The organism is Tenacibaculum sp. MAR_2009_124 (assembly GCF_900105455.1).
GTDB lineage: Bacteria > Bacteroidota > Bacteroidia > Flavobacteriales > Flavobacteriaceae > Polaribacter.
This window is the reverse complement of record NZ_FNSF01000005.1, coordinates 622,943-644,494: the sequence shown is the minus strand read 5'-3', so window position 1 is coordinate 644,494 and position 21,552 is coordinate 622,943. Positions and strand designations below refer to the sequence as shown.

The window sequence follows — 21,552 nt, the reverse complement described above, 5'->3', positions numbered from 1 at the left end:
CAATACTCAATACTAAATAACTACGAGTATGGCAAACTTAAAAGAAATACGTAACAGAATTAGTTCTATTAAATCAACAATGCAGATTACCTCTGCCATGAAAATGGTATCGGCTGCAAAGTTGAAAAAAGCTCAAGATGCTATTACGGCAATGCGTCCATATTCATCTAAGCTTACAGAGTTATTGCAGAGCTTAAGTGCTACTCTAGATAGTGATGCAGGTGGAGCTTATTCTACAGAAAGAGAAGTTAAAAAAGTATTATTGGTTACGATAACTTCAAATAGAGGATTATGTGGTGGTTTTAACTCGTCTATTATTAAAGGAACGGTTAAAACAATCAATGAAAAATATAACGGAGTTGCTGTAGATATCCTTACTATTGGTAAAAAAGGAAACGATATTTTATCTAAAGAGCATAACGTAATTGAAAATAGAAATGATATTTTCGATGAGTTAACTTTTGATAATGTTTCTGGAGTTGCTGAACAGCTAATGAATTTGTATGTTGATGGTTCGTATGACAAAATCGAAATCATTTATAACAGATTTAAAAATGCAGCTACTCAAATTGTTCAAGTAGAGCAATTTTTACCAATTAAGCCTATTGAAAGTGATGAAAACGTAAACTTAGATTACATTTTCGAACCTTCAAAAGAAGAGATTGTTTTAGAGTTAATTCCTAAATCATTAAAAACGCAATTATACAAGGCTATTCGTGATTCATTTGCTGCCGAACACGGGGCTCGTATGACTGCAATGCATAAAGCAACAGATAATGCTACGGAATTACGCGATGAGTTATTATTAACTTATAACAAAGCTCGTCAAGCTGCAATTACAAACGAAATTCTTGAAATCGTTGGTGGTGCAGAGGCATTGAATAACTAAGAATAATATTCTATATAATATTGAAAATCCAAAACATTTGTTTTGGATTTTTTTATTTTAATGCATTAATATATCTGACCCTTGCTATTAGCGAGAATAGTATAACATCAAGCAAATAATAACCTTACCGCTACAGATAATAGATAGAATAATTAAGTGCTATTATTTAACTCATATTTGGTTCGATTTAAAAGCGATTCTTATGAAACACGTAGTATGTATTATTCTTTTTATCTCTATATCTATATACGGGCAAAAAGAAAACAATAATAATAGTGATAAAGAAGTTAAAAGTATACCTATTTCAGTAATAAATGAAGTGCCTATTTTTCCAGGCTGTGAGTATGTGTTGGGTAAAAAAGGAAAGAAGGCGTGTTTGAACAGAAAAATGAATGAACATGTCTTGGAAGCTTTCAATATGGATATTTTTAATTGTATTGAAAAGAAACAAATACTGAATAAAGAGACCAACGAATATGAAGAAAGATGTATTAGAATTAAATCAGGAAGGAAAATAATTTATTTGATGTTTCAAATTGGTACAGGTGGAATGGCTGAAGATATAACTGCAAGGGCTTCTCATCCAGTTATAGAGAAAGAGGCTATTCGAATAGCTAAACTACTACCAAAAATGGAACCAGGGAGACAAAAAGGGAAAGTTGTTAGAACGGGATATACGTTGCCGATAACATTAAACATAGAGTAATAAAGCTATAAAACACAAAAGCGAACCCTAAGGTTCGCTTTTTTTATCATAATTATGATAAAATTAAACAGAAACTAGGTTAGTAATCCTAGTGCTTTTGATAGGTTGCCTTATTAGAAAATAAACTAATAAAGGAATAATGCCGTGAGGTAATCGATAAATTACCAGATATAAATATTGATGTATAATACTCAAAGAAACATCATAGTGGAAGCCACTGAGGATACGGGCTAAAGCGGTTGCGAATCCCCAAAAAGCAGCATATAGTAAAGCGATTTTAGTAATTCTTGGAATAAAAATGGCGATGGCTATTACAAAATCTAATATACCAGCTAAAAAGAGCATGTTTTTAGCCATTTCTTCTTGTATAGGCAATATGTTTAAGGTCATGGTTACAAAGTTGCCAGGAAGTGGGTAAAAATAGCCTAAAGCATACATTCCATGACAAGTGAAGGCGAAGGCGATAACCATTTTCAAGCACAATACTAGAATATCTTGATTTTTACTCTTTAGAAAATAGATTAAAGCTACTGGAACTCCAAATTGAATGGTATGCTCAAAGAACATAACCAAATGATAGAACTTCTCTTTAGTTAATAATAATGCTAAAAGAATTAAACTTACTGAACCTAATTTTAAAACAGAATACATCCAACGTTTAGATTTTTCGTTAATAGTTAAAGAAATTACTGCACATAAGCTATAAAGTACTCCTGTACTTCGTGTTAAAAACTGAATTGCATGATCTGTGTTTAAATTGGTAACATACGATTGCCAAGAAACACCAAAAACACTGGTTACAATAGGTTCTAATAGATGTTGATCCCAGAAGAAGCTTCTAAATGGAGCATCCCAGAACAAATGTTGATAAGCTCTTCCTAAAAAAATTAAAAAAGAGCTAATCTTTAAAATACGCAGAAGGGTTGAGTTTTTCATACTTAAAGATTTCGGCAAATATAGAAATGAGTGTATTCGCCTATGGTTAAATATTGGTTAGAAAATCATTTATTAATAGTTAACATCTTCTTTCATAGATTATTATACTATTAATTGTTTTTTTTAGTTATATACTCTTAACATGTAAAAATATATTTGCATGTGTTATAATAATACTAACCAAAATACCCTTCCTTATGAAAACAATTATGTTGTGGTTACTACTTCTAGTAACCTTCACAACTTATTCGTCCAACGACAAGTACCGATTAATTATTACCGATAATCCATCTACCACAATTATGATTGGTTGGAATCAGATTTCTGGTACAAGTCCTAAAGTGCATTATGGCACTACAGATTACGGAACAAACTGGTCAAGTTATCCAAGCTCAAAAACGGTAGATCGTTCAGTTTCTTACAAAGGAATGAGTAATACCTTTGCTAAATTGACTGGTTTAACCCCAAACACCAATTACTATTTTGTTATTAGAGATAGTCAAGGAACCAGTAGTCGCTTCTGGTTTAAAACTGCCCCTAGTAATAATCAAAAGATGTCATTTATTGCAGGAGGAGATTCTAGGAATAACAGAACCCCTCGAAGAAATGCGAATACTTTAGTTTCTAAGTTAAAGCCTACTGCGGTATTCTTTGGAGGTGACATGACCAATGGTGATTCAAGTACAGAATGGAAAAACTGGCTTGATGATTGGCAAAATACCACGGCTAGTGATGGTAGAATGTTTCCTATTGTGCCGGCAAGAGGAAATCATGAAGATTCTAACAATAGTGTGTATCATTTGTTTAATGTACCCTCAACTAGTGTTTATTATGATATTACTTTTGGAAGTAATTTGTATACAATTTTCACGTTGAATTCTGAAATTTCTGCAGGAGGAAGCCAAGGTTCTTGGTTAAGTCAAAAACTGAGTGCGAACAATTCTATTTGGAAATCGGCTCAATACCATAAGCCTATGCGACCTCATGTTTCTTCGAAGTCAGAAGGAAATGATGAATATTCAAACTGGGCTCAGTTGTTTTATAATAACGGAGTAAATTTAGTGTTTGAATCTGATTCGCATACGGTAAAATCTACATGGCCAATGAAACCATGTTCAGGTGGATCAGGATGTGAGGAAGGTTTTGTTAGAGATAATACAAACGGAACCGTATATGTTGGTGAAGGATGTTGGGGAGCACCACTTCGTTCGTCAAATGATGCTAAAGGATGGACTCGAAATAATGCGACTTTCAATCAGTTTAAATGGATATTTGTTGATGCGAACAAAATTGAAGTTAGAACGGTAAAAGTTGACAATGCTAATAGTGTTGGCTCGGTTTCCAACTCTAACCCTTTCACAACTCCCGCTGGATTGGATATATGGAATCCATCAAATGGAAGTGTAATTACTATCTTAAATAATAATGTTGTCGATAATCAGGCACCAACGAAACCAACCAACTTAGTAGCTAGTGCTATAAACGGTACTTTTTTAACACTAAATTGGACGGCTTCAAGCGATAACATAGGAGTTACAGGATATGATATATACAGAGGGTCAATTAAAATAGCAACCGCGAATAGCACTACATTTAATGTAACTGGGCTATCGCCTCAAACGACCTATTCTTTTTACGTAAAAGCGAAAGACGCAGCAGGTAATACATCACTGTCTAGTAATACCATAACAGCAACGACTACAGATATTCAATTATCATGCTCTTCTACGATATCATCTTTTCCGTATAGCCAAGGGTTTGAATCTGGCGATGGATGGACACAAGTAACAGGTGATGATGGAAATTGGGTAAGAGATAGCGGAGGAACTCCTTCGTCGAGTACTGGACCAAGTTCGGCTGCGCAAGGCTCATATTATATGTTTTTGGAGGCATCAACGAACAATAGTGCTGGACAAATTGGGCATAACGCAACTGCTATTTTGGAAAGCCCTTGTATCGATTTAACAGGAAAAACATCGGCATCTTTTGCATTTAAAAATCATATGTACGGAAGTAATATTGGATCATTGACGATAAAAGCATCATTAGATGGGTTTAGTTGGTCAGATGTTTGGACAACTTCGGGAAGTAAAGGAAATCAGTGGAATTCAGTTTCAGTCAATTTAGCATCTTATCTCGGAAAGAAAATGAAACTAAGAATTGTAGGTAAAACAGGAAATGGTTGGTCAAGTGATATTGCTGTGGATGATGCTCGTATTACAACTGGCGGTGGAGGTTCCGATACCCAAGCTCCAACTGCTCCAGGTAATTTAACTGCTAGTAGTATTTCTCAAACGTCGTTACGTTTAAGTTGGACTGCTTCAACTGATAATATTGGTGTAACAGGCTATGATGTTTTTAAAGGAGCAACCAAGCTTACCACTGTTACTACAACCACATATCAAGTTAGCGGATTACAAGCAAGCACTTCTTACATTTTTACAGTAAAAGCAAAAGACGCGGCGGGTAATGTTTCTGTATCAAGTAATACAGTGAACGTAACTACTCCAGGAAACTCATTAACGTATTGTTCTTCAAAAGGAAATAGTGTTGCTGATGAGTATATTGGAAACGTAAGAATCGGGTCTATCAATAATACTTCCACGGGAGGAAATGGTTATTCAGATTTTACGTCAATCTCAACAAGTTTGACTAGAGGAGCTTCAACTACCATATCGATAACTCCAGTTTGGGTTGGAACAATTTACAGTGAAGGATACGGAGTGTTTATTGATTATAATCAGGATGGTGACTTTGCAGATGCTGGAGAAACGGTTTGGACAAAAAGTAGATCAAAAGACGCTTCGATAAATGGATCATTTATAGTACCATCTTCGGCTAGCCTCGGAGCTACACGTATGAGAATTGTAATGAAATACAATGCTACGCCAACTGCATGTGAAGCTTCGTTTGCCTATGGAGAAGTAGAAGATTATACGGTAAATATTACCAATACATTACTTAGAGCGACCGTGGAGAGCAAACCGAATTTAACTTCAACGTTAAAAATGTATCCTAATCCAGCTTCTGAAATATTATATATAAAAGGAGCTGATTCTAATTTAAATGTAAAAATATTCGATGTTACTGGGAAAAAAGTATACGAATCTAAGGTTCAAGGAACTTCCATAAACATATCTAAACTTTCGAGCAATACTATTTATATAGTAGAATTGTTTGATGAATTTGGAGAGAAAAAAATATCTAAAAGAATTATAAAGAACTAGTTACAAAGGGGAGTGTATTATTTTAACAATATGCATTCCTCTTTTTATTTTTTATAACATATGTTTGCCGAAATTTAAATATGCAAACTATGAAAAAAGTATTATTCAAAACATTTTTACTTTTAAGTATTATCGTATTTTCATCATGCTCAGGTAATGATGAGGAAACAAATCCAGACTCGTCTTTTAAGAACGAAATTAAAATGACAATTAACGGTAGGGAAGTAATTTTCAACCAAGTTGTTGTTGGGGAGAATGATTACCATGTATACAAAGATTTGGGAGGTGCTATTAAATTAACAGGAACTGTTGACGGTGCTACTAATGAGGTTATTACTGTTTCAATTTTGAAAGATAAAGTAGGTACTGGTTCTTTAGCAGAGATACTATATGAAGCTGCAGGGCAACGCTATGTTTATAGCCCTTGGGTTTCTGCATGGGATTGTGTTAATACTCCTAGTAACATTGTTTTGGTTACAACATCTAACGATGGAAGTACGATTTCTGGTGATTTTTCAGGAAGGCTTACTCATTGCCAATATGATAACGGAAATGAGACAGTTGAGGCGGACTTTAATTTTACTGAGGCGTCTTTCAGCGTAAAATATTAATGAAATTATATTTGTGATTTATAAAAGAGAGTTGATTTTTCAACTCTCTTTTTTGCTTATATGAAAGACATCCATTCACATAAAATTTAGATATTTTCGATATTCTGATCATTTGTAATTTCAAACAATGCTTAATATAAGTTGTTGATAAGTAGGAAGTATATGAAAAGGTATTGGTGTTAATAAAAAGACTTGGAAATGCGGTAAAGATAAATAAAGCATCGGCCAGGACCGTAATAATTGGAATAATTACTGAAGTCACTTTTGATATAGGACAAATGGCTCTCTTCATTGTATTTCTGACTTCTGTAAGATTCCTTCTTTTTACGATTACTGCTCGGGTGAGTGTTTAAATCGAAAACAAAGCCTTAGTAAAACTGATATTACCCTTATTTTATGATAAGCAATTTATGCACTTAATCCTTGTTTTTGTTTTTTAGGATTAATGATTTGTTACTTTAAGAATAAGGTTGAATCTCAATTATTTATTTTGAATGGGCTTGGAGTAGTTATTTAGATTTTTACATCTCAAGCAGGCTTGATGAGTATGTAAATTTAAAATGTTAAATGCAAGCAAGACGAAGAACTATAGAATGAAAAAAAGAATGGGTAAAATACATATTGTTTTTGGACCTCAAGGGGTTGGAAAATCAACATATTCGAAGAAATTAACGGATGAAGTTCAAGGAATACACTTGTCGATAGATGACTGGATGTGGAGATTGTATGGAGATGATCTACCTAAATCGATGAGTCTAAAATGGATAATGGAGAGAGTCGAACGATGCGAAAAACAAATATGGGAATTAGCAAAAAGTATTTCTGATCGAAAATGTGATGTAATACTTGATTTTATGGAAGGAGAATTTCATAAACCAACGGAAAGTGAGTTAACAAATGCAATAGTAATAGATACAAACCCCAAAGAATAAACCTGATACTTAATAAACAAGAAGTAATAGGCCCTTCGGCATTACTAATATCATTATTATCATCTGTTAAGCAGGTAAAATATGACAAAATAAAAAGTATGATTAAGTTCTTACTCGGAAATTCAGTAATTTTAAATTTCTAGCTAATCATGGTCTAGTGGTTAATTTGAGAAAATGACAATAGAAGAACTAAAAACAAACATTAAATGGTGGGAATCTAAAAGATGGATTTACAATGTAGCTGTTGGACTTTTCGGTTTTTTTGCAATTTATGATGGGATTTCAAGAACAGATTTTTTTTGGACTATAGACGATATAATCGGAATTGTGATTTGGGGAATCGGAGCAAATGTTTTTTATTCAGTTGGAACTCTATTAGAATTGTTTGATTGGTATTATTTCAAAAATAAAATTGGAATCAAAAGGTTCCGAATGATATTTTTCTTAATCGGGTCTTTATTTAGCTGTTTTTGGACTCTATGGTGTGGTTGGCTTTATTTTACAAAACCTCATTTATGGTAAAAACTAATCGAGAATTTTAAAATGACTGAAGTTTATTTATCTGAAATAAATGACAAACAAAATTGAGAAGTTATTGTCGAAGGAGATGACCACTCTATCTGAGCTTATTGATTAAAGTATTGAAAGATAAGTATTGGAATTAAATTCGCTAACTTTAGTACTAAAACATGCAATGTCTTTGTAGACGAAAATTAGCCGTAATTAAAACTGACTATGGAATTTAAGAATATTATTTTTTTACTTGTTTCTACTTTTATGATTTTTATAATTGGATGTAAAAGTAATAGAGATGGTAAAATCTTTTTATCAAAAGAAAAAGAGTTAAACATTATTTTTCCAAAATTAAAAGCATGGTTTGAGTGTTATTCTAATACTAAAGTGAAAGACAAATTAAAAAAAACAAACATTCTTGATAGAGATATTATAGGTGTATATTTGGAATCGAATATTGAGCTAAACAATATTAATCAAAAAGATCTTGATAATTTCGCTATATTTTTTAAGCCTGAAAAAACAATATCTTTAAAAGAGAAGCAGGACTTAGAGAAAATATTTAATAATTCATATAAAAGTTGGCCTATAAATAAAATAAGTAGGATTGATGCTTTGAATGATGCTAAATTAATTGAATACTTCAATTCTGAACAAATGGCCTATATAGATAGTAGAAAAGTTCATGAGAACGTGTATTCAAGTTTATTTATAACTAATAGATTAGACAGTGAAGCAAAGATTTCCCCTATGATATTTATATTAAACTTAATAAATATTAAGAATAGGCTATTAACTTCAGCTTTCTATTTTGAGTTAAAAGAGATTAATTCTTATGAAAAGGCATACTGCAATAATGACCAGATAATGCTAAAGTTCATCGAAGAAAACGAATAACTACAACTTGAAGTAAAGTATAACAAAATTAGTTACATATCAATAAGCTGTTAACTCTTATCAAGACATATTAAAAACTACTTTTAAGCATTTATTAAAGTGTGGTTCCACCATCAACAATAATTTTTTCATTTCTCAAAACTTGCGACTTGTCCGAAAGCAAAAATTCAACTATTGGAGCAATATCAGTTGGTTGAATAATTCTGCCAATAGGTGAAGTGCTCGAAAAGTGTTTTAAAAGATTATCAATAGCGTCATCACTCATTCCTGACTTTTTTTGAATTGGACTTTCAGTAACACCTGGACTAACTATATTTACTCTAATTCCTTTATCGGCAAGTTCAATATTTAAAACTTTAGACAAACTTTCCAGTGCCGCTTTACTTGCAGTATAAACACTTGTATCTGCAAATGCTTTGAAAACTACAATTGAAGTATTTAAAACAACACTTGATGGGTTTTTTAAAATTGGAATAAACTTTTGAATCGTGAAAAAAGCTCCTTTAAAATTGATATTCATTGTTTGATCGAACAATTCTTCAGAGGTTTGTTCAAAATTAGAAGCTTTAAAAATACCTGCATTTATAAATAAACCATCAATTTTTCCAAAGCGGCTTTTAACTTGTGATACTAAATTATCAATATCGTTTAAAGACGACGTGTCGGACAAAATCCCAACGGAATTATTTCCTAATTTAGAAACTGCACTATCTAAATTATCTTTAGTTTTTCCTGTTATTATTACTTGATAATTTAAACCCAAAAGATATTCCGCACAAGAAAAACCGATTCCTGTTGTTCCTCCAGTAATTACTATTGTTTTAGTACTCATTTTAATCCTTTTTTTTGCAAATTTGGCAAATAACTTTACACTGAACAAGTACTAACTTTTTAGTAAGTAACTAACTAATTGGTCGGAAAAATACGTTTTAGATGAAAACAGAGAGAAAAAAAACTGAAAAAAAATACCAACAAGCTAAAGAATGTCCAATAACTATATTTATGGAGCAAATTGGAGGGAAATGGAAACCTGTTATTATTTGGCTTTTACTCTTAAACGAAGTTATGCGATTTAATGAATTGGATAAAGCCATTGATGGAATTAGTCAAAAAATGTTGTCACAGCAGTTAAAAGACTTGGAAAAATTAAAAATAATACACAGAAAATCTTATCCAGTAATTCCACCTAAAGTTGAATACAGATTAACTGAAAAAGGTAAATCGTTAAAGGAGAATTTGACTAATATAATGGAATGGAGTAATATGAATCTGAAATAAAACAACACAAGCTATTAAGAAGTGTAAACTTTATTGTGAAACTATGTAATTAACCATAGATAAAACTGTGTAAAGCGCTAATATGAGTAAAAGAAAGGAAGGTACAGGTGATAAATGGTCTTGGTACGAGACGAAATATGAAATGGCAGAATTTATTCTAGAACGGCTTAAAAACTATCAGGAGAACTACAACAAAAATGGTTATTCGTTACCGGTATGGGTTTTGGAAGATGGGGACAGAAAGGAGTATTATTCGGATAAAGATGAAATTGAAATGAAGATAAATTGGAATAAAGAACTTAACGAGATGATTAATACTTTTAATCAAATATTGAGCTATAAATTTCAGTTTAATGAGAAGTTTGAATACGACGAAGGAAAGATTCAGGAAGGTCTCAATAAGTTTTCAAAATACTATCTTCATTTTTGGGATTAGAAAAAACAACTCATCACTTAAAAATGACAGTTAGGTCAATTAAAAGAGTCCAAATGAATTTAATATTAGAATTTTAAACCGTTAAATACATCTAAAATGGAAAAAGCGATACAAATTCTAATAGTTATTCATGCAAGTTTCGGTGGAATAGCATTGATCGGTGGTCTTATATCTATGGTTGCTAAAAAAGGAGGGGTTATACATAAGAAATCAGGACTCGTTTTTTACTATTCAATGATTTTATGTGGCTTATCTGCAATGATTGTTGCTGTTTTACCAAAACATGAAAGTCCGTTTTTGTTTGCCGTTGGAATCTTTAGTCTTTACTTCGTATTAACCGGAAATAGAGCGTTGAACTTTAAACGCAAAAAAACAGATTTGATAATTGATAAGTTTATCTCAATTATTATGATTATTACGGGAGTTTTAATGATTATACTACCTGTTTTATTAACAGATAGTTTAAATATAATTCTTACTGTTTTTGCAATTGTAGGAATAATGTTTTCGGTAAGAGATTTGATATTGTTTAAAAACCCTGAACGTCTGAAAAAAGGATGGCTGAAATTACATTTAGGAAAAATGATTGGAGGTTATATTTCAGCGACAACTGCATTTGTAGTAGTGAATAATTTTTTCCCAAGCTTTTATGGTTGGTTTGTTCCAGGGATTATAGGAAGTTTTATAATTGCATATTGGATGAGAAAATTGAATAAAACAAAGACTGTCATCAAAATTCAGAATTAATTTAGAGTGGTTTGGGGAATAATAGCTAAAAAAGTAAAGGAAGCATATTTCTCCTATTGATTTCCGTTAAAAAAGTCATTAAAAAACAATAACTGATATTGAATAGCATTTGCCCAATATTCCCAGTTATGTTTACCTGGTCGTTCAATATAATCGTGTTCTATATTATTTTGGCATAGTTTATCGTGAAGTTGCTTATTTACCTCAAAGAAAAAATCATCGTAACCACAATCAATTATAAGTTTCATAGAACTATTCTTTAATAAATGCGTTAAACCGGCTATAGTATGCTCGTCCCATATATTTTTATTCTCTTCATATAAACCCAATCTTTTGCGAATGTCCCAATCATTTGGAAAAGGTCGAATATCAACACCGCCGCTCATACTTCCTGCCGCTCCCCATATGTCTTGATGTTTCAGTGCTAAATACAACGCACCATGACCACCCATACTTAAGCCGGTAATGGCTCTATGTTTTTTTTGTGCATTGGTGTTATACTTCTTATCGATTGTTTCAATAAGTTCTGATGAAATATAGGTTTCGTATTTCATACTTTCATCAATAGGACTATCAAAATACCAACTGGTCAAACCTCCATCTGGACAAACGATAATTATATTATGAGTATCTGAATATTCTTTGATTTTTGGAACTTTTGATAACCAATCTAAATGATTCCCTTGAGCTCCATGTAAAAGGTAAAGAACAGAGAATCCTTCCTTCTGCTCAGCGTATGTATCAGGGATAATTATAGTGTTTTTAATAGTTTTATTCATTGCCTTACTTACTATTTTCAAAGTTTCTACTTGCGAGGCTAGAATGCTAAAGCAATGGCAGATAAAAAAAAGAAAGATCAATTTCAATTTTAACATTTCAAGTGTTTTACTGGTTTGGTGAACGTAAATTACTAATTAAATAGATAGTTCAACTGGTGTTATACGATTTGTGATTAAAAATTTCGTATAAATTAATTGAGTTATTTTTTCATTAGAAAAGGCAAAAAACAAGGCATAGCCTTAGCTACGGTTTCTTTTTTTAACGCATTAGAATGTAAAAAGAAGCTGTTCATATGTGAAATATTTACTTGTAAATCGTATTAGATTACATAGATGTTAAAATACTGGTTATTAACAAATAATAAAACTATGCTTACAAATAATAGCTTGATTTCTAGTTCTTAATGATAATTTTCATTTTTGGTGAACAACTATTAAAAATAGTATCATGAAGAAAATAGGATCAACTTTAGTTTTTTTAGGAATTTTCGCCATTGTTTTAAACTTTGTTAATATGGTGCCAAGGGTATTAATGTGGATTTATGCTTGGGGAGAAACCTCGGCTTGGGGTATTAAAATTGGAATTATTGTTCTCGGAGCCATTCTCTGGTTTATCGGAGGTAAGGATGAAAAAGAAGAGGAAATGCAATAATTGATGGCAAATCCTTTTAAAAAAATAACTGATAACGCCAATAAAACGAAAAAGGTTTGGACTGAAAGCCGCGAGGATTCTAGGACGGATACAAGAACCTGTGAAGGTTGTGGAGCGGCCAGACCTAAAGATACAAACCTTACTACATGTGATTATTGCGGATTTAGGTTTATGGACATAGATGAAGAAGTAAAAACGGATGTATAATGCTGAATTTTTTTAGAAAGAAAAAAGACGAAAAAAACAAGCTAGATCATCCCGATTATTTAATTCTTGTTGAAAAGTGGGATGAGTTTTTGTCTAAAATTGAAACTCGATTTCAGGAATCTTTGATTCATGCTGAGGAAGCACTTTTAGAAAGTCTTGTTGACAGCAATTATGATATTAATCCTACACTTAATGCTTGGTCGGGTATAAAATCGCAATTAATGGGATTGGGAGATAAAGTGGAAAACACTTTTGAAAAAAAAGTAAAGCCACAAATGTTAAATTACATAGAGGAATGGGATGCAATTGACGAGGCACAAAAGGGAACTATTTTAAACGAGTCAATTTATTCAAGAATAGAACGGTATCAAATTGTTCTTGAAGGAAAAATATCCAAACGATTTTATGATCATGCCATTACATTTTTAAACGAAAACTTTAATTGCACACAATGCGGTGCTGAGCTGGAAGTTAAAAAAGACATTTTTAGGTCTCATTATGTAAGTTGTAGTTATTGTAATACTGTGAACACATTTATACCAAGCGATAAAATTGCTCAAATACGATGGGTGGTAGACAACATTGTTAGGTATACGGTAATTGCTGAGTGGGATGCATTACAAAATGAAGTAAGAAATTATAAAAAAATGCCCTCAAAAGCTGACCATGAAGATAAATCTGAGTTGTTGGTTGCATTTAAACGAAGAGAGCAAAAAGAACGTACTTATTGGGAAAGATATATGGAAGAGCGCTATCAACTTTTACCGGAATATAAAGAAACATTTAAACATGATGTAGAAGTGAAAATGAAACATGTTTATGAAGAACGAAAAAGGGAGTTTGATCTTTAAGAAGAAGAGACTAAATTATTAAATAGAAAATTATAGATATGGAAGCAATTAATGGGGTAACATTTAAAGATTATGCATGCGCATGTGCAAATATAGCAGCAGGAATGCCCACAGAAAAGGTATGTGAGGTACTAGGAATTGAGTTACCAGTATGGGAAGCAACAATGAATGGATGGAACAATAAAATGGCAGAATTATCTCATGATGATTTAGCTTTCTATGGTCAGGTTTTTACAAATCCGAAACAAGGTAAGTTTGCGAATGTAGAAGGAGGAGCAGAAGGTCCTGAAAAGGTCTTAGCAAAGTATCCTGAATGGTCTGATACCATTAAAATGGCTAAATATATGGAACATGCCGACAAAGTTGGTATTACCATTGATATGGAAAAAGAGTTTGATATTTCTTTAACCGAATACTCTCAATTGGCTATGCATTGGTCTGCTTACTACAAAGAAAAAGTAATGGATGTGGATCAGCAAACATCGGAAGAGTTTATTAATGATGCTCCACTGAGTGAAGCACAGCAGGAGCGCGTTCGAGTATTTAATTTACACGATGAGCTTGAGGCTAGGTGGGATGAGTATTATTCAGAAAAGTATAAAGGGCAAGTTACAGATATAAGTGAAGATATTGACTTTTAATTAATGACATAGTAATTTGATTTGGGGTGATATCAATAAAAAGAATAGATGAATTCTTTTACTACCTTATGGAGTATTTGGTTAAATGGTATGCTAAACTTCGGTAAGAGAATGATTCGATTTTATTGGTATCGCCTTCGTTTACTTATAAAACAAGTGCAATAAACAATGGAATTTAAAGCTCAATTCAAATCGGTAATTCAGTGGAACGACCCCCAACCAGATGAATTATTCATTAAAATAACGGAAGATGGAGAGGAAGTAAAAAACGCATCCAAGCTTATTATTCAGCCAGGACAAGGATGTATTATAACCTATGAAGGTAAAATAGAAGGGCATATTAATGAAGAGGGTATTTATGATTTAAAAACAGGAAATAAACCATTTATTACCTCAATTAAGAATTTTTTATCTCTAAAGGATAAAAGTGAACATGTACTAGAGTTATGGTTTTATAGAAAGGCTGATGTTTTAAATATGCGCTGGGGTACTCGTTCTCCTATTGCGTACAAAGACCCTGTATATACTTTTCCAATTTTGCTGTCTGCTTTTGGAAATTATAGTATAAGAATTAATAAGCCTCAATGGTTTTTTGAAAATGTGATTGCAGGGCAGGAGAGATACTACCATCATGATTTGAAGGAAGTATTTTTGTCTCGTATGTTGCAACCCATGACGGACTATTTAGCAAATGCTAAATTTTCTTATGTTGACATCGATAGTAACTTAAATACTATTGCCAAAGAAACTAGAGATAAGACAAGTCTAATTTTTGATAACTTAGGGTTTGAAGTATTAGACTTTAGAATTGAAGGGACTCGATTTGATCAAGATACTTTAGACAGGATAGCGAAAATTTCAGATGTACAAGCTGAGGTAAAAGCAGCCGAAATAGCAGGCATAAATTATACAGAACATCAACAGCTTCAAGCAATGAGAGATGCTGCAAATAATCAAGCTGGAGGTTCGGGGCTTATAATGGCAACAAATGCAGGGTTGATGGCAAACGAAATAATGAATCAAACAAAAGAAAACTCTAATCAATTAACATCACCTGTGGAGAAGTTAAAAGAGTTAAAGGAACTTTTTGAAATGGAACTCATAAATGAACAGGAATATGCTGAAAAAAAGAAAGCTATTTTAGATAGTATGTAATGGCATTCTTTAAGATCAAACTTAAAGTTCACTAGAGGTGGTTTTCGAAGAGTGATACGAGTGAGTTAATATCAATTCCACATTGTTTTTGAAGTTCATCTGTGGTTCCGTGGTGTATAAATTCATGTGGTATTCCGAGAATATGGATATCACCTTTATATTTTTGCTTATGAGCAAATTCAGAGATAACAGAACCAAATCCACCATTAACTGTCCCATCTTCAATTGTAATTATTTGATCAAATTTGTTGAGAACACTTAAAATTAGTTCTTGATCTAATGGTTCGACAAAACGAAGATCGTAATGTGCAATAGTACTGCTGTCTTTAACTAAATTTAAAGCTTCTGTTACATTATTAGCCATTGTTCCAACAGACAGTATAGCTAAATCCTTACCTTCTTTTAAAACCACTCCTTTTCCAATTTCAATCTTTTGGAAAGGAAGTTGCCAGTTTTCTAATTTTCCTTTTCCTCTTGGATAGCGAATAGCAATCGGATTTTGTATACCGAGTTGAGCAGTATATAAAATGTTTCGAAGCTCAATTTCATTTCGTGGAGCGAAAACGATAAGGTTTGGAATACATCTTAAGTAAGCAATATCAAAAGCACCATGATGTGTAGCTCCATCTTGACCAACCAAACCAGCACGATCCAAACAAAAAATTACTGGTAAATTCTGTAATGCCACATCGTGAATTACTTGATCATAGGCACGTTGTAAAAAGGTAGAGTAGATATTACAATATGGAATTAATCCTTCAGCAACCATTCCTGCAGCTAAAGTGACAGCATGCTGTTCTGCAATTCCTACATCAAAAGTTCTTTCTGGAAATTCATCAAGCATAAACTTTAATGAACTCCCTGTTAACATTGCGGGAGTGATGCCAACAATCCTCTTATTTTGCCTAGCAAGTTCAACAACAGTTTTCCCAAAAACATCTTGGAATTTTGTATAATTACTTTTTGCTTTCGGAAGCACATCACCAGACACCTTATCAAACTTTCCTGGAGCATGATATTTCACTTGATTTTCTTCCGCCTGACGTAAGCCTTTTCCTTTCGTTGTTATTACATGCAAAAACTTAGGGCCTTTAACTGTTTTTAAGCGTTCTAGTTCACGCAATAACTCATCAAAATTATGTCCATCAATGGGGCCAGAATAGTCAAAATTTAAAGCTTCGAAGATATTATGCTGCTCAATATCGTTTCTGGAAGATTTAATTCTTGTTAAATAATCTTTTAAAGCTCCAACAGAAGGATCAATACCGATGGCATTATCATTTAAAATGACCAACAAATTGGTGTTTGTATCACCAGCATGATTAAGAGCCTCGAAAGCCATTCCACTGGCTATAGAAGCATCTCCAATTACTGCGATATGATGTTTATTCTTGCCTTGAAGTTTTGATGCAATGGCCATTCCTAGGGCTGCTGAAATCGAAGTCGAAGAATGCCCAACACCAAAAGTATCATAACTACTTTCAGTTCTTTTTGGAAAACCAGAAATCCCTCCGAGTTGACGGTTAGTATCAAAAATGTTTTTTCGTCCTGTTAAAATTTTATGACCATAAGCTTGGTGTCCAACATCCCAAACCAATAAATCTTCTGGAGTGTTAAAACAATAATGCAGGGCAATAGTGAGTTCAATAACTCCTAAACTTGCTCCTAAGTGACCTTCTTTGGTAGCTACTACATCGATAATGAATTCACGAAGTTCTTTAGCAACTATAGGTAAGTCAGTTATTGATAGTTCCCGTAAATCTGACGGATAGTTAATGGTCTCTAACAGTTTTTGTGACATGGATGCAAAAGTACAAAAAGCAATGATGAGATCAATATTTACTAAATGAAAGCATAAAACTTTGTAGTTTTGCCCTATGAGCAAATTATTTATAGTTCCAACGCCTATTGGGAATTTAGAGGACATAACGTTCAGAGCGATAAAAGTTCTGAAAGAAGTAGATGTTATTTTAGCGGAAGATACTCGTACTAGCGGTAAGCTATTAAAGCATTTTGAAATATCTACACATATGCAATCACATCATATGCACAATGAGCATAAAACGGTAAATACTGTTGTAAAACGTTTACAAAGTGGAGAAACTTTTGCTCTGATTTCAGATGCGGGAACCCCTGCAATTTCAGATCCTGGTTTTTTACTGTCTCGTGCTTGTATTCAAAATAATATTGATATCGAATGTTTACCTGGAGCAACTGCTTTTGTTCCTGCTTTAGTGAATTCTGGATTACCAAATGATAAATTTGTTTTCGAAGGTTTTTTACCTGTAAAAAAGGGAAGACAAACCAGATTGAAGTTTTTGGCGGATGAAACAAGAACGATGATATTTTACGAAAGTCCTCATAAACTCCTAAAAACCTTAGGTCATTTTGCGGAATACTTTGGTGAAGACCGAGAGGTTTCTGTATCTAGAGAACTGACGAAATTATTTGAAGAAACCAAACGAGGAAATGTAAAAGAAATTCTATCATATTATACTGAGAAGCCCGCTAAAGGTGAGATTGTTATAATTGTTGATGGTAAGAAAGTTAAGTAAGTTCTAGTTCATATTCAGGATAGTGCTTTTTTAATAGCTCTTCAGATTTTTTTGGAATAAGATACAAGGCTATAAAGGTAAGAATGATTGCCGCAACCATAAAAAATGCAAGTAGCACTCTTATTGGCTCAGAGGTGTGAACAAAATTTTTGCTACCAATGGAAAAAAATTGAGAAAGGTTTAATAATAAAAAAGAAAAGTTAACGACTCCTTGTACTTGAAGTATCTCTTCAAGCATCCATTTCTTACCACTTATTTTGTGCTTCTTTTTCAGTTTTTGCTTGTTTACAATCATCATAATAGATTGAATAATAAGTAGAAAAAATAGTGAGCCGAAATAGATGTTATAAGAATTTTTGAATTCCTGAATCTTATAAAAAATAAAGATTCCTGCAATGGTAAGTATAATTTTAGGTAGTTGAAACCATTGTTTTGTGAAGTTTATAAGTATGTTAACATACTTTTTAGTTAATTGATTTTGTTTTTGCTCTACTATATTCATGAATCCAAAAACTCCGAACTTTTTAAATGATATGTCCAAAGCCTTTTTAAAAGATAAGTTTTTATCCTCTTTCCTAATATTCTCAATGTCGTTGGCAAGATGATCAACTAATTCTGTTCGTAAATCATAATGTTCAACATAGTGTTTCCTTGTGAATTCGTATAGTTGATCAATTTGTTGATTGGTTAATTCCATAGCGATTAAATTAATTGTTTGTATTTGTTTTCAATGCTTTCCATTCTTGAAATAAAACTACTTCCAACAATAAAAATGACAAAAAAACATAGCAATAGTGTGTAATAGAAATTGGCATTCCAAGTAGTTTCTATAGGCTTTCTCTGAAAAGGAATGTAAAACTGATATAATATAAAAGCAATTGTACTGCTTACAAATGAATAAGAGTGAACAATTTTTAATTTACCGTAACGCTTTTTAAAGTTTTTAGTTACTAAATAGTTGTAACTGTAATATGCCAACAAAGCCGTTACTGGAAAAATGAGAGCATAATTAGTTTCAAGAGAACTTACAAAGTAATTAATTACCACAGCTAAAGAAATTATGAGCATATTCCAAGGCTTCAGAGCTTGGATACCTATATCCTTTAAAATAACTAAGGATTCTGACCATAGTTTTCTTTTTACAATACGATCGTATTTCTTTTTGTAGGCGTTCTTTTTACTCAGCATGTATTTTAAAAAAGGAGTCTGAAGTCGATTATTCTTAAAAAAAGTATCTAAATCTGGCACGGTACCTTCTATTTCACTGGCAATATGATCCACCATTTCAAAGCGTATATCGACGTATTCAACTCCAATGGCTTCCAAAAAATTATTGATTTGCTGTATTTGAAGTTTGGTCAATTCCATCATGCAATATTCATTTTAACAAATTCTAAATGTTTTCTAAAAACTTTTATTCCGAGAATAAAAACAAAGATGCTCATAGAAAAGAACATAAATATAGCTGCATCTAGATTTCCGTTTTTTGCAGCTGGCGAGATAGTAAAGACTAATGGTATAAATAAGTAGCCAAGAATCTGTGATTGATAAATAAATCGATAGCTGGTTTTTATTTTACTTTTTAAGATAATAGCATAACCAATTAATAAAAGTAATGATTGAAAATAAATAAGATAACCTAAAGTTTTGTTTATCAATTCCGCACTTATTAACGGTGTTGGCCTTATGAATGGTCTGATCATAATAAACAGTGTTAAAACTCCCATAATTTTGAAGTTATGCCATTTAATAAGTGTTTTCAACTTTTCAATTACAAATTTGGGTTTGGAGTAAACATATCCAATATGATAACTTGAAGTATCGACTAATGAAGAGTTCCATTTCATTGTTGATTCAGAAAAAGCTTTTTCAAAAGAAACGTCGTTTTTCAATTGAAACTCAATATCAGTAACTAAATGATCTAAGATTTCAATTCTAATATCAACATAATAAATTCCTTTGTTATCTAAATAATTTTCAATTTTTTGTGTTTGAAGTGTTGTCAATTCCATAGCTGCGTTTTTTAATCAAGACTTAATTTAGGATTTACCAATTGTTGCATTGTTTGTATAAAATCCTGCATTTGAGAAAGTCTATTAACAGTTTCTTTGGAACCCCGCTCGGTAAGCTTATAATATTTGCGCAGCCTGTTTCCTACTTTTGCAACTTCAACTTCTAAATGTCCTTCAGCCTCCAATTTGTGCAAAGCAGGATACAAAGCGCCTTCCGTAATCAGCAATTCTCCCTTGGTTAATTCCTTAACCTTTTGCGAGATTTCATAGCCGTACATCTTATCTTTTTGAGCAAGCAACCTCAAAATAATGGTCTGTAAAGAACCTTTATACAATTTTTGGTTTCCCATTTCATATTTAATTTACTTTTCAAATATATACATAATTTTCTTATGTATAAAATTCTTAGGTATTATTTTACTTGAAAAATTCATTATTTGTTCACTACTTTTGCGGAATATAACTAATACCATGGCAAAATTCTATAAACTACTTATTAAAGAAGTTATTAAGGAAACAGCAGATGCCGTTTCTATTGTATTTGACATTCCTCAAGAATTGAAGGATAAGTTTTCATTTGAAGCAGGTCAATATGTAACCTTAAAGAAGGAAATTAATGGAGAAGATGTAAGAAGGGCATATTCAATTTGTTCATCGCCAAGTAGTGGAGAATTAAAAGTAGCGGTTAAGGCTGTTGAAAACGGAAAATTTTCAACGTATGCAACTACCCAATTAAATAATGGAGATCAGCTAGAAGTATCTGAGCCAGAAGGGAAGTTTATTTTAGAGCCTGAAACTGGAAAGAATTATATTGGAATTGCCGCAGGAAGTGGAATTACACCTGTTCTTTCTATGGTGAAAGCTACTTTAGAGGATTCAAGTGCAAATTTTACTTTGGTATATGGAAATAAAAGTAAAGTAGATACTATTTTTTATAATGAGTTAAATGATTTAAGCAATAAATACGCTGAGCGTTTAAAGGTACATTATGTATTTAGTAGAGAACGTGATGATAATGCTCTATTTGGCAGAATAGATAAAGGGCATGTGAATTATTTTATTAAAAATACTTACAAGGGAATTCAGTTTAATCAGGCATTTTTATGTGGTCCTGAAGAAATGATAACGATTGCTTCGGAAACATTACTAGAAAACGGTTTAAGTAAAGATGCTGTTAATTATGAATTGTTTACTGCGTCTACTTCTGAAGAAAATACAAGTCAGGTAAAGGAAGGAGAAACTGAAATAACAGTTTTGGTTGATGATGAGGAAACAACCTTTACAATGAAGCAATCAGATACAATTTTGGCTGCTGGATTACGTAATAAATTAGATGTTCCATACTCATGTCAGGGTGGAGTTTGTAGTAGTTGTATCGCTAAGGTTACTAAAGGAAAGGCAATAATGACTAAAAATTCTATTTTAACTGATGATGAGTTGGAAGAAGGATTAGTACTCACTTGTGTTGCACATCCAACAACTGAGCAAATTTCAGTTGATTATGATGAGGTTTAGATAAAAAAAATAG

At 32.3% G+C, this 21,552-nt stretch carries 25 protein-coding genes; 17 read left to right on the top strand and 8 right to left on the bottom strand.

Going from position 1 to position 21,552, the window contains the following annotated elements; all coding sequences use genetic code 11:
* The first annotated feature begins 28 nt into the window (after nucleotides 1–28).
* Nucleotides 29–889: an ATP synthase F1 subunit gamma gene (atpG, locus tag BLW23_RS13505; protein ID WP_093670699.1), complete on the top strand. Its 861-nt coding sequence runs from the start codon at nucleotides 29–31 to the stop codon at nucleotides 887–889.
* 202 nt (nucleotides 890–1,091) lie between these two features.
* The gene (locus tag BLW23_RS13500; RefSeq protein ID WP_093670697.1) at nucleotides 1,092–1,595 is read left to right on the top strand and encodes a hypothetical protein; all 504 of its coding nucleotides are present in this window, start codon (nucleotides 1,092–1,094) and stop codon (nucleotides 1,593–1,595) included.
* Between the two features lie 63 nt (nucleotides 1,596–1,658).
* Here BLW23_RS13500 and BLW23_RS13495 read toward each other — a convergent pair whose 3' ends face one another.
* Nucleotides 1,659–2,531: a hypothetical protein gene (locus BLW23_RS13495; protein ID WP_093670695.1), complete on the bottom strand. Its 873-nt coding sequence runs from the start codon at nucleotides 2,529–2,531 to the stop codon at nucleotides 1,659–1,661.
* Between the two features lie 197 nt (nucleotides 2,532–2,728).
* Here BLW23_RS13495 and BLW23_RS13490 point away from each other — a divergent pair, with 197 nt between their 5' ends.
* The 5 genes from BLW23_RS13490 (at nucleotide 2,729) to BLW23_RS13470 (ending at nucleotide 8,711) form a co-directional block, all read left to right on the top strand.
* Complete coding sequence (locus BLW23_RS13490) at nucleotides 2,729–5,758, top strand: fibronectin type III domain-containing protein (RefSeq protein ID WP_093670693.1); 3,030 nt, start codon at nucleotides 2,729–2,731, stop codon at nucleotides 5,756–5,758.
* A gap of 89 nt (nucleotides 5,759–5,847) precedes the next feature.
* Nucleotides 5,848–6,369: a hypothetical protein gene (locus BLW23_RS13485; protein ID WP_143032178.1), complete on the top strand. Its 522-nt coding sequence runs from the start codon at nucleotides 5,848–5,850 to the stop codon at nucleotides 6,367–6,369.
* A gap of 593 nt (nucleotides 6,370–6,962) precedes the next feature.
* Nucleotides 6,963–7,301: a P-loop nucleotide/nucleoside kinase family protein gene (locus tag BLW23_RS13480; protein ID WP_176829828.1), complete on the top strand. Its 339-nt coding sequence runs from the start codon at nucleotides 6,963–6,965 to the stop codon at nucleotides 7,299–7,301.
* 174 nt (nucleotides 7,302–7,475) lie between these two features.
* On the top strand, nucleotides 7,476–7,823 hold the full coding sequence (locus tag BLW23_RS13475; RefSeq protein WP_093670687.1) for a hypothetical protein: 348 nt from the start codon (nucleotides 7,476–7,478) through the stop codon (nucleotides 7,821–7,823).
* 255 nt (nucleotides 7,824–8,078) lie between these two features.
* Nucleotides 8,079–8,711: a hypothetical protein gene (locus tag BLW23_RS13470; protein ID WP_143032177.1), complete on the top strand. Its 633-nt coding sequence runs from the start codon at nucleotides 8,079–8,081 to the stop codon at nucleotides 8,709–8,711.
* A gap of 94 nt (nucleotides 8,712–8,805) precedes the next feature.
* Here BLW23_RS13470 and BLW23_RS13465 read toward each other — a convergent pair whose 3' ends face one another.
* A complete protein-coding gene (locus BLW23_RS13465; protein ID WP_093670683.1) occupies nucleotides 8,806–9,543 on the bottom strand; it encodes an SDR family oxidoreductase in 738 nt (245 codons plus the stop codon).
* Nucleotides 9,544–9,644: 101 nt separating this feature from the next.
* Here BLW23_RS13465 and BLW23_RS13460 point away from each other — a divergent pair, with 101 nt between their 5' ends.
* The 3 genes from BLW23_RS13460 to BLW23_RS13450 all read left to right on the top strand — a co-directional run bounded on the left by BLW23_RS13460 (nucleotide 9,645) and on the right by BLW23_RS13450 (nucleotide 11,172).
* Nucleotides 9,645–9,989, top strand: a complete 345-nt coding sequence (locus tag BLW23_RS13460) for a winged helix-turn-helix transcriptional regulator (RefSeq protein WP_093670681.1) — start codon at nucleotides 9,645–9,647, stop codon at nucleotides 9,987–9,989.
* A gap of 82 nt (nucleotides 9,990–10,071) precedes the next feature.
* The gene (locus BLW23_RS13455; RefSeq protein WP_093670679.1) at nucleotides 10,072–10,425 is read left to right on the top strand and encodes a hypothetical protein; all 354 of its coding nucleotides are present in this window, start codon (nucleotides 10,072–10,074) and stop codon (nucleotides 10,423–10,425) included.
* A gap of 96 nt (nucleotides 10,426–10,521) precedes the next feature.
* Nucleotides 10,522–11,172 carry a DUF2306 domain-containing protein gene (locus BLW23_RS13450; RefSeq protein WP_093670677.1) on the top strand — a complete coding sequence of 217 codons (651 nt, stop codon included), beginning with the start codon at nucleotides 10,522–10,524 and terminating at the stop codon, nucleotides 11,170–11,172.
* Nucleotides 11,173–11,225: 53 nt separating this feature from the next.
* Here BLW23_RS13450 and BLW23_RS13445 read toward each other — a convergent pair whose 3' ends face one another.
* The gene (locus BLW23_RS13445; protein ID WP_255362795.1) at nucleotides 11,226–11,951 is read right to left on the bottom strand and encodes an alpha/beta hydrolase; all 726 of its coding nucleotides are present in this window, start codon (nucleotides 11,949–11,951) and stop codon (nucleotides 11,226–11,228) included.
* A 448-nt stretch (nucleotides 11,952–12,399) separates the two neighbouring features.
* On the opposite strand from BLW23_RS13445, the gene BLW23_RS13440 reads away from it, so the two are divergent.
* The 5 genes from BLW23_RS13440 (at nucleotide 12,400) to BLW23_RS13420 (ending at nucleotide 15,457) form a co-directional block, all read left to right on the top strand.
* Nucleotides 12,400–12,603, top strand: coding sequence for a hypothetical protein (locus BLW23_RS13440; RefSeq protein ID WP_093670673.1), 204 nt, complete (start codon nucleotides 12,400–12,402; stop codon nucleotides 12,601–12,603).
* Nucleotides 12,604–12,606: 3 nt separating this feature from the next.
* Nucleotides 12,607–12,810: a hypothetical protein gene (locus tag BLW23_RS13435; RefSeq protein WP_143032176.1), complete on the top strand. Its 204-nt coding sequence runs from the start codon at nucleotides 12,607–12,609 to the stop codon at nucleotides 12,808–12,810.
* A complete protein-coding gene (locus BLW23_RS13430; protein WP_093670669.1) occupies nucleotides 12,810–13,661 on the top strand; it encodes a hypothetical protein in 852 nt (283 codons plus the stop codon). The genes BLW23_RS13435 and BLW23_RS13430 overlap by 1 nt, the downstream gene beginning before the upstream one ends.
* A gap of 38 nt (nucleotides 13,662–13,699) precedes the next feature.
* Nucleotides 13,700–14,302 carry a hypothetical protein gene (locus BLW23_RS13425; RefSeq protein ID WP_093670667.1) on the top strand — a complete coding sequence of 201 codons (603 nt, stop codon included), beginning with the start codon at nucleotides 13,700–13,702 and terminating at the stop codon, nucleotides 14,300–14,302.
* A 168-nt stretch (nucleotides 14,303–14,470) separates the two neighbouring features.
* On the top strand, nucleotides 14,471–15,457 hold the full coding sequence (locus BLW23_RS13420; protein ID WP_093670665.1) for an SPFH domain-containing protein: 987 nt from the start codon (nucleotides 14,471–14,473) through the stop codon (nucleotides 15,455–15,457).
* 31 nt (nucleotides 15,458–15,488) lie between these two features.
* Here BLW23_RS13420 and BLW23_RS13415 read toward each other — a convergent pair whose 3' ends face one another.
* Complete coding sequence (locus tag BLW23_RS13415; protein WP_093670663.1) at nucleotides 15,489–17,258, bottom strand: 1-deoxy-D-xylulose-5-phosphate synthase; 1,770 nt, start codon at nucleotides 17,256–17,258, stop codon at nucleotides 15,489–15,491.
* A gap of 76 nt (nucleotides 17,259–17,334) precedes the next feature.
* Between BLW23_RS13415 and rsmI the strand changes: the two genes are divergently transcribed.
* Entirely contained in the window at nucleotides 17,335–18,012 is a 678-nt protein-coding gene (rsmI, locus tag BLW23_RS13410; RefSeq protein WP_093670661.1) for a 16S rRNA (cytidine(1402)-2'-O)-methyltransferase, read from the top strand.
* On the opposite strand, the gene BLW23_RS13405 is transcribed toward rsmI, so the two are convergent.
* Genes BLW23_RS13405 through BLW23_RS13390 form a run of 4 tightly spaced genes read right to left on the bottom strand, consistent with a single transcriptional unit; the run spans nucleotide 18,005 to nucleotide 20,374 of the window.
* On the bottom strand, nucleotides 18,005–18,709 hold the full coding sequence (locus tag BLW23_RS13405; protein WP_093670659.1) for a hypothetical protein: 705 nt from the start codon (nucleotides 18,707–18,709) through the stop codon (nucleotides 18,005–18,007). The two genes, rsmI and BLW23_RS13405, sit on opposite strands and share 8 nt — an antisense overlap.
* A gap of 5 nt (nucleotides 18,710–18,714) precedes the next feature.
* Entirely contained in the window at nucleotides 18,715–19,383 is a 669-nt protein-coding gene (locus BLW23_RS13400; RefSeq protein ID WP_143032175.1) for a hypothetical protein, read from the bottom strand.
* A complete protein-coding gene (locus BLW23_RS13395) occupies nucleotides 19,380–20,024 on the bottom strand; it encodes a hypothetical protein (RefSeq protein WP_093670655.1) in 645 nt (214 codons plus the stop codon). Before BLW23_RS13395 ends, BLW23_RS13400 begins: the two co-directional genes overlap by 4 nt.
* An 11-nt stretch (nucleotides 20,025–20,035) precedes the next feature.
* Nucleotides 20,036–20,374 carry a PadR family transcriptional regulator gene (locus BLW23_RS13390; protein WP_093670653.1) on the bottom strand — a complete coding sequence of 113 codons (339 nt, stop codon included), beginning with the start codon at nucleotides 20,372–20,374 and terminating at the stop codon, nucleotides 20,036–20,038.
* A 121-nt stretch (nucleotides 20,375–20,495) separates the two neighbouring features.
* Here BLW23_RS13390 and BLW23_RS13385 point away from each other — a divergent pair, with 121 nt between their 5' ends.
* A complete protein-coding gene (locus BLW23_RS13385) occupies nucleotides 20,496–21,539 on the top strand; it encodes a ferredoxin--NADP reductase (RefSeq protein ID WP_093670651.1) in 1,044 nt (347 codons plus the stop codon).
* The last annotated feature ends 13 nt before the right edge of the window (nucleotides 21,540–21,552 follow it).

What these genes read in the sequence shown, in the direction of transcription:
- BLW23_RS13490 (WP_093670693.1), top strand. Translation starts at nt 2,729, where the DNA reads ATGAAAACAATTATGTTGTGGTTACTACTTCTAGTAACCTTCACAACT.
- BLW23_RS13440 (WP_093670673.1), top strand. Translation starts at nt 12,400, where the DNA reads ATGAAGAAAATAGGATCAACTTTAGTTTTTTTAGGAATTTTCGCCATT.
- BLW23_RS13425 (WP_093670667.1), top strand. Translation starts at nt 13,700, where the DNA reads ATGGAAGCAATTAATGGGGTAACATTTAAAGATTATGCATGCGCATGT.
- BLW23_RS13395 (WP_093670655.1), bottom strand. Translation starts at nt 20,024, where the DNA reads ATGGAATTGACAACACTTCAAACACAAAAAATTGAAAATTATTTAGAT.
- BLW23_RS13495 (WP_093670695.1), bottom strand. Translation starts at nt 2,531, where the DNA reads ATGAAAAACTCAACCCTTCTGCGTATTTTAAAGATTAGCTCTTTTTTA.
- atpG (WP_093670699.1), top strand. Translation starts at nt 29, where the DNA reads ATGGCAAACTTAAAAGAAATACGTAACAGAATTAGTTCTATTAAATCA.
- BLW23_RS13465 (WP_093670683.1), bottom strand. Translation starts at nt 9,543, where the DNA reads ATGAGTACTAAAACAATAGTAATTACTGGAGGAACAACAGGAATCGGT.
- BLW23_RS13450 (WP_093670677.1), top strand. Translation starts at nt 10,522, where the DNA reads ATGGAAAAAGCGATACAAATTCTAATAGTTATTCATGCAAGTTTCGGT.
- BLW23_RS13420 (WP_093670665.1), top strand. Translation starts at nt 14,471, where the DNA reads ATGGAATTTAAAGCTCAATTCAAATCGGTAATTCAGTGGAACGACCCC.
- BLW23_RS13400 (WP_143032175.1), bottom strand. Translation starts at nt 19,383, where the DNA reads ATGATGGAATTGACCAAACTTCAAATACAGCAAATCAATAATTTTTTG.
- BLW23_RS13445 (WP_255362795.1), bottom strand. Translation starts at nt 11,951, where the DNA reads ATGAATAAAACTATTAAAAACACTATAATTATCCCTGATACATACGCT.
- BLW23_RS13460 (WP_093670681.1), top strand. Translation starts at nt 9,645, where the DNA reads ATGAAAACAGAGAGAAAAAAAACTGAAAAAAAATACCAACAAGCTAAA.
- BLW23_RS13470 (WP_143032177.1), top strand. Translation starts at nt 8,079, where the DNA reads ATGATTTTTATAATTGGATGTAAAAGTAATAGAGATGGTAAAATCTTT.
- BLW23_RS13390 (WP_093670653.1), bottom strand. Translation starts at nt 20,374, where the DNA reads ATGGGAAACCAAAAATTGTATAAAGGTTCTTTACAGACCATTATTTTG.
- BLW23_RS13415 (WP_093670663.1), bottom strand. Translation starts at nt 17,258, where the DNA reads ATGTCACAAAAACTGTTAGAGACCATTAACTATCCGTCAGATTTACGG.
- BLW23_RS13385 (WP_093670651.1), top strand. Translation starts at nt 20,496, where the DNA reads ATGGCAAAATTCTATAAACTACTTATTAAAGAAGTTATTAAGGAAACA.
- BLW23_RS13435 (WP_143032176.1), top strand. Translation starts at nt 12,607, where the DNA reads ATGGCAAATCCTTTTAAAAAAATAACTGATAACGCCAATAAAACGAAA.
- BLW23_RS13430 (WP_093670669.1), top strand. Translation starts at nt 12,810, where the DNA reads ATGCTGAATTTTTTTAGAAAGAAAAAAGACGAAAAAAACAAGCTAGAT.
- BLW23_RS13480 (WP_176829828.1), top strand. Translation starts at nt 6,963, where the DNA reads ATGAAAAAAAGAATGGGTAAAATACATATTGTTTTTGGACCTCAAGGG.
- rsmI (WP_093670661.1), top strand. Translation starts at nt 17,335, where the DNA reads ATGAGCAAATTATTTATAGTTCCAACGCCTATTGGGAATTTAGAGGAC.
- BLW23_RS13485 (WP_143032178.1), top strand. Translation starts at nt 5,848, where the DNA reads ATGAAAAAAGTATTATTCAAAACATTTTTACTTTTAAGTATTATCGTA.
- BLW23_RS13500 (WP_093670697.1), top strand. Translation starts at nt 1,092, where the DNA reads ATGAAACACGTAGTATGTATTATTCTTTTTATCTCTATATCTATATAC.
- BLW23_RS13475 (WP_093670687.1), top strand. Translation starts at nt 7,476, where the DNA reads ATGACAATAGAAGAACTAAAAACAAACATTAAATGGTGGGAATCTAAA.
- BLW23_RS13405 (WP_093670659.1), bottom strand. Translation starts at nt 18,709, where the DNA reads ATGGAATTAACCAATCAACAAATTGATCAACTATACGAATTCACAAGG.
- BLW23_RS13455 (WP_093670679.1), top strand. Translation starts at nt 10,072, where the DNA reads ATGAGTAAAAGAAAGGAAGGTACAGGTGATAAATGGTCTTGGTACGAG.